The sequence below is a fragment of the Mycobacterium sp. genome (genome assembly GCF_049802695.1).
Taxonomy (GTDB): domain Bacteria; phylum Actinomycetota; class Actinomycetes; order Mycobacteriales; family Mycobacteriaceae; genus Mycobacterium.
The window spans coordinates 1-3,888 of the sequence record NZ_JBARMY010000081.1 but is presented as its reverse complement, the minus strand read 5'-3'; the positions used below and the strand labels follow the sequence as shown (position 1 = coordinate 3,888).

2 protein-coding genes are annotated in these 3,888 nt (G+C 67.8%); both read left to right on the top strand.

What is annotated here, in order from left to right; genetic code table 11:
* The coding region (locus tag WA317_RS02825) for an arabinosyltransferase C-terminal domain-containing protein (RefSeq protein ID WP_425171595.1) at window positions 1–2,028 on the top strand (2,028 nt) is incomplete at its 5' end.
* On the top strand, window positions 2,025–3,888 hold a 1,864-nt coding region (locus WA317_RS02820), incomplete at its 3' end, for an arabinosyltransferase domain-containing protein (protein ID WP_425171594.1). The genes WA317_RS02825 and WA317_RS02820, both read left to right, overlap by 4 nt.

The following is a 3,888-nucleotide window of genomic DNA, read 5'->3' as shown; positions in this document are numbered from 1 at the left end:
GGCCTGGTCGCCGTCGCCGCGCTCTTGACCGGCTCCCGGGCTGTCGCCCGAACGATTCGGCGACGCCGGGCGATCGACGGGCTGCTCGCGCCCCTGGCCGTGCTCGCGGCGTCGTTGTCACTGATCACCGTGGTGGTGTTCCGCAGCCAGACGTTGGCGACGGTCGCCGAGTCGGCGCGCATCAAGTACAAGGTCGGCCCGACGATCGCGTGGTATCAGGACTTCTTGCGCTACTACTTCCTGACGGTGGAGAGCAACGCCGAGGGGTCGATGTCGCGCCGGTTCGCGGTGCTGGTGCTGCTGTTGTGTTTGTTCGGATTGCTGATCGTGCTGCTGCGGCGCGGCCGAATCCCGGGTGTGTCCACCGGACCGGCGTGGCGGTTGATCGGCACCACGGCAATCGGCCTGCTGTTGTTGACCTTCACGCCGACTAAGTGGGCCGTGCAGTTCGGTGTGTTCGCCGGACTCGCCGGCGCCCTCGGCGCGGTCACCGCCTTCACCTTGGCCCGGATCGGGTTGCACAGCCGCCGCAACCTGTCGCTGTACATCACCGCACTGCTCTTCGTGCTGGCGTGGGCCACCTCGGGGGTAAACGGCTGGTTCGACGTCAACAATTACGGAGTCCCGTGGTACGACATCGAGCCCGTCATTGCCAGCCACCCGGTGACGTCGATGTTTCTGGCGTTGTCGATTCTCACCGGGTTGCTCGCCGCCTGGCAGCACTTCCGGATGGACTATGCCGGGCACCCCGAGGTCCAAGACAACCGGCGCAACCGCGTACTGGCCTCCACCCCGCTGCTCGTCGTCGCGACCATCATGGTGCTGGGCGAGGTCGGCTCACTGGCCAAAGGCGCCGTCTTCCGCTACCCGCTCTACACCACCGGCAAGGCCAACCTGGCCGCAAGCACGACCGGGCTCTCGAATACAAGTTGCGCCATGGCCGACGACGTGCTGGCCGAGCCGGACCCCAACGCCGGCATGCTGCAACCCGCTCCTGACCAGCAGTTCGGCCCCGCTGGGCCGCTCGGGGGCATCAACCCCGTCGGCTTCAAACCCGACGGGGTCGGCAACGACCTGAGATCCGACCCGGTGGTGACCAAACCAGGGGTGGTGAATTCCGACGCGTCACCCAACAAGCCCAACGCCGCCATGAGCGACTCTGCCGGCACCGCCGGAGGCTTGATCCCAAAGCAAGCTCAGGCGGGTTCGAACGGATCCCGCGCCGCGCTGCCCTTCGGCCTCGACCGGGCCCGCACTCCGGTGATGGGCAGCTACGGTGAGAACTCGCTGGCCGCCACGGCGACTTCGGCGTGGTACCAGTTGCCGCCCCGAACGTCGGACCGGCCGCTGGTCGTGGTCTCTGCCGCCGGTGCGATCTGGTCGTATAAAGAAGATGGCACTTTCACCTATGGGCAGTCGCTGAAATTGCAGTGGGGCTTGGCTCGCCCCGACGGCAGCACCCAGCCGCTCGCACAGGTGCAGCCGATCGACATCGGGCCGCACCCGGCGTGGCGCAATCTGCGGTTCCCGTTGAACTGGGCGCCCCCAGGGGCCAACGTGGCACGCGTCGTCGCCTACGACCCGAACCTGAGTTCCGAGCAGTGGTTCGCGTTCACGCCGCCGCGGGTGCCGGTGCTACAAACCCTTCAGCACTTGATCGGGTCGCAGACCCCGGTGCTGGCGGACATCGCGACCGCCGCGAATTTCCCGTGCCAGCGGCCGTTCTCCGAACACCTCGGCATCGCCGAACTTCCGCAATACCGCATCCTGCCCGATCACAAACAGACGGCCGCGTCGTCGAATGGGTGGCAGGCCAGTGCTACCGGGGGTCCGTTCCTGTTGACTCAGACAATGCTCTATACGTCGACCGTCTCGACCTACCTGCGGGGCGACTGGTACCGGGACTGGGGGTCCGTCGAGCAGTATCACCGGTTTGCGGCCGATCAGGCGCCGAACGCCGTCGTCGACCAGGGTGTGATCACCGTGCCCGGCTGGAGCCGGCGAGGACCGATTCGGGCCCTGCCATGAGCGTCATCGACTCCGAACGTCAAGCGCCCATCGGACACCGCGACGCGCGCCCCGACGTGCGGGCGACCCGCTGGGTCGCGACGATAGCCGGGCTGGTCGGTTTCGTCCTGTCCATCGCGACGCCGCTGCTGCCCGTCGTGCAAACCACCGCGTCCCTCAACTGGCCGCAGAACGGGCAATTGAGCAGCGTCACCGCACCGCTGATCTCCCTGACGCCGGTCGACGTGACGGCTACCGTGCCGTGCTCGGTGGTCCGCAACCTGCCGCCCAACGGCGGGGTGGTCCTCAGTACGGCGCCCAAGAAGGGTAAGGACGCCGCGCTCAACGCCTTGTTCGTCGTCGTCAACAGCCAGCGCGTCGACGTCACCGACCGCAACGTGGTGATCGCCAGCGTGCCTCGCGACCAGGCGGCTGGGGGCGCAGGTGCTCCCGGATGTTCCAGAATTGAGATCACTTCCACACGCGCCGGCACCTTCGCCACCTTCGTCGGCCTGACCGACCCGGCCGGTAAGCCGGTGGGCGGCGGCTTTCCCGATCCCAACCTGCGTCCACAGATCGTCGGCGTCTTCACCGACCTGACCGGCGCCGCGCCGCCCGGGCTGCGGCTGTCCGCGACCATCGACACCCGCTTCTCGACGACCCCGACGACGCTGAAGCGGCTCGCGATGGTGCTGGCGATCTTGTCGACCATCGTCGCGCTGGTCGCGCTGTGGCGCCTGGACCAGTTGGACGGGCGCCGCATGCAGCGGCTGATTCCGACCCGCTGGCGCAAATTCACCCTGGTCGACGCCGCGGTGATATTCGGCTTCCTGCTGTGGCACCTTATCGGCGCGAACTCCTCCGACGACGGCTACATCCTCGGAATGGCCCGGGTCGCCGACCACGCCGGTTACATGTCCAACTACTTCCGCTGGTTCGGCAGCCCGGAGGACCCGTTCGGCTGGTACTACAACCTGCTGGCCCTGATGACCCATGTCAGCGACGGCAGCCTGTGGATGCGACTGCCCGACCTGGTCGCCGGGCTGGTGTGCTGGCTGCTGCTCTCCCGTGAGGTGCTGCCCCGGCTCGGCCCCGCGGTGACCTCCAGCAAGGCGGCGAACTGGGCGGCGGGCATGGTCCTGCTGACCGCGTGGATGCCGTTCAACAACGGCCTTCGTCCCGAGCCCATCATCGCGCTCGGGTCGCTGGTCACGTTCGTGCTCATCGAGCGCTCGATGTCCGCCTCGCGGGTGACGCCGGCCGCCCTGGCCGTGGTGACCGCGGCCTTCACCCTCGGCATCCAGCCGACGGGGCTGATCGCGGTGGCCGCCCTGATCGCCGGTGGCCGTCCGATCCTGCGGATCATGGTCAAGCGGCATCGCGTGGTGGGCACGTGGCCGCTGGTGGCACCGATACTGGCCGCCGGCTTCGTGGTGCTGACCGTCGTGTTCGCCGATCAGACGTTGTCGACGGTGATGGAGGCCACCCGGATCCGCACCGACATCGGCCCGAGCCAAGCCTGGTACACCGAGAATCTGCGCTACTACTACCTCATCCTGCCCACCGTCGACGGTTCGCTGTCGCGCCGGTTCGGGTTCCTCGTCACCGCCCTGTGCCTGTTCACGGCCTTGTTCATCATGCTGCGGCGCAAGCGGGTTCCCGGCGTCGCCCGTGGGCCCGCCTGGCGGCTGATGGGCGTCATATTCGGGACGATGTTCTTCCTGATGTTCACCCCTACCAAGTGGGTGCACCACTTCGGGCTGTTCGCCGCCGTGGGCGCGGCGATGGCCGCGCTGACCACCGTCCTGGTGTCGCCGCAGGTATTGCGCTGGTCGCGCAACCGGATGGCGTTCCTGGCGGCCCTGCTGTTCCTGCTGGCGC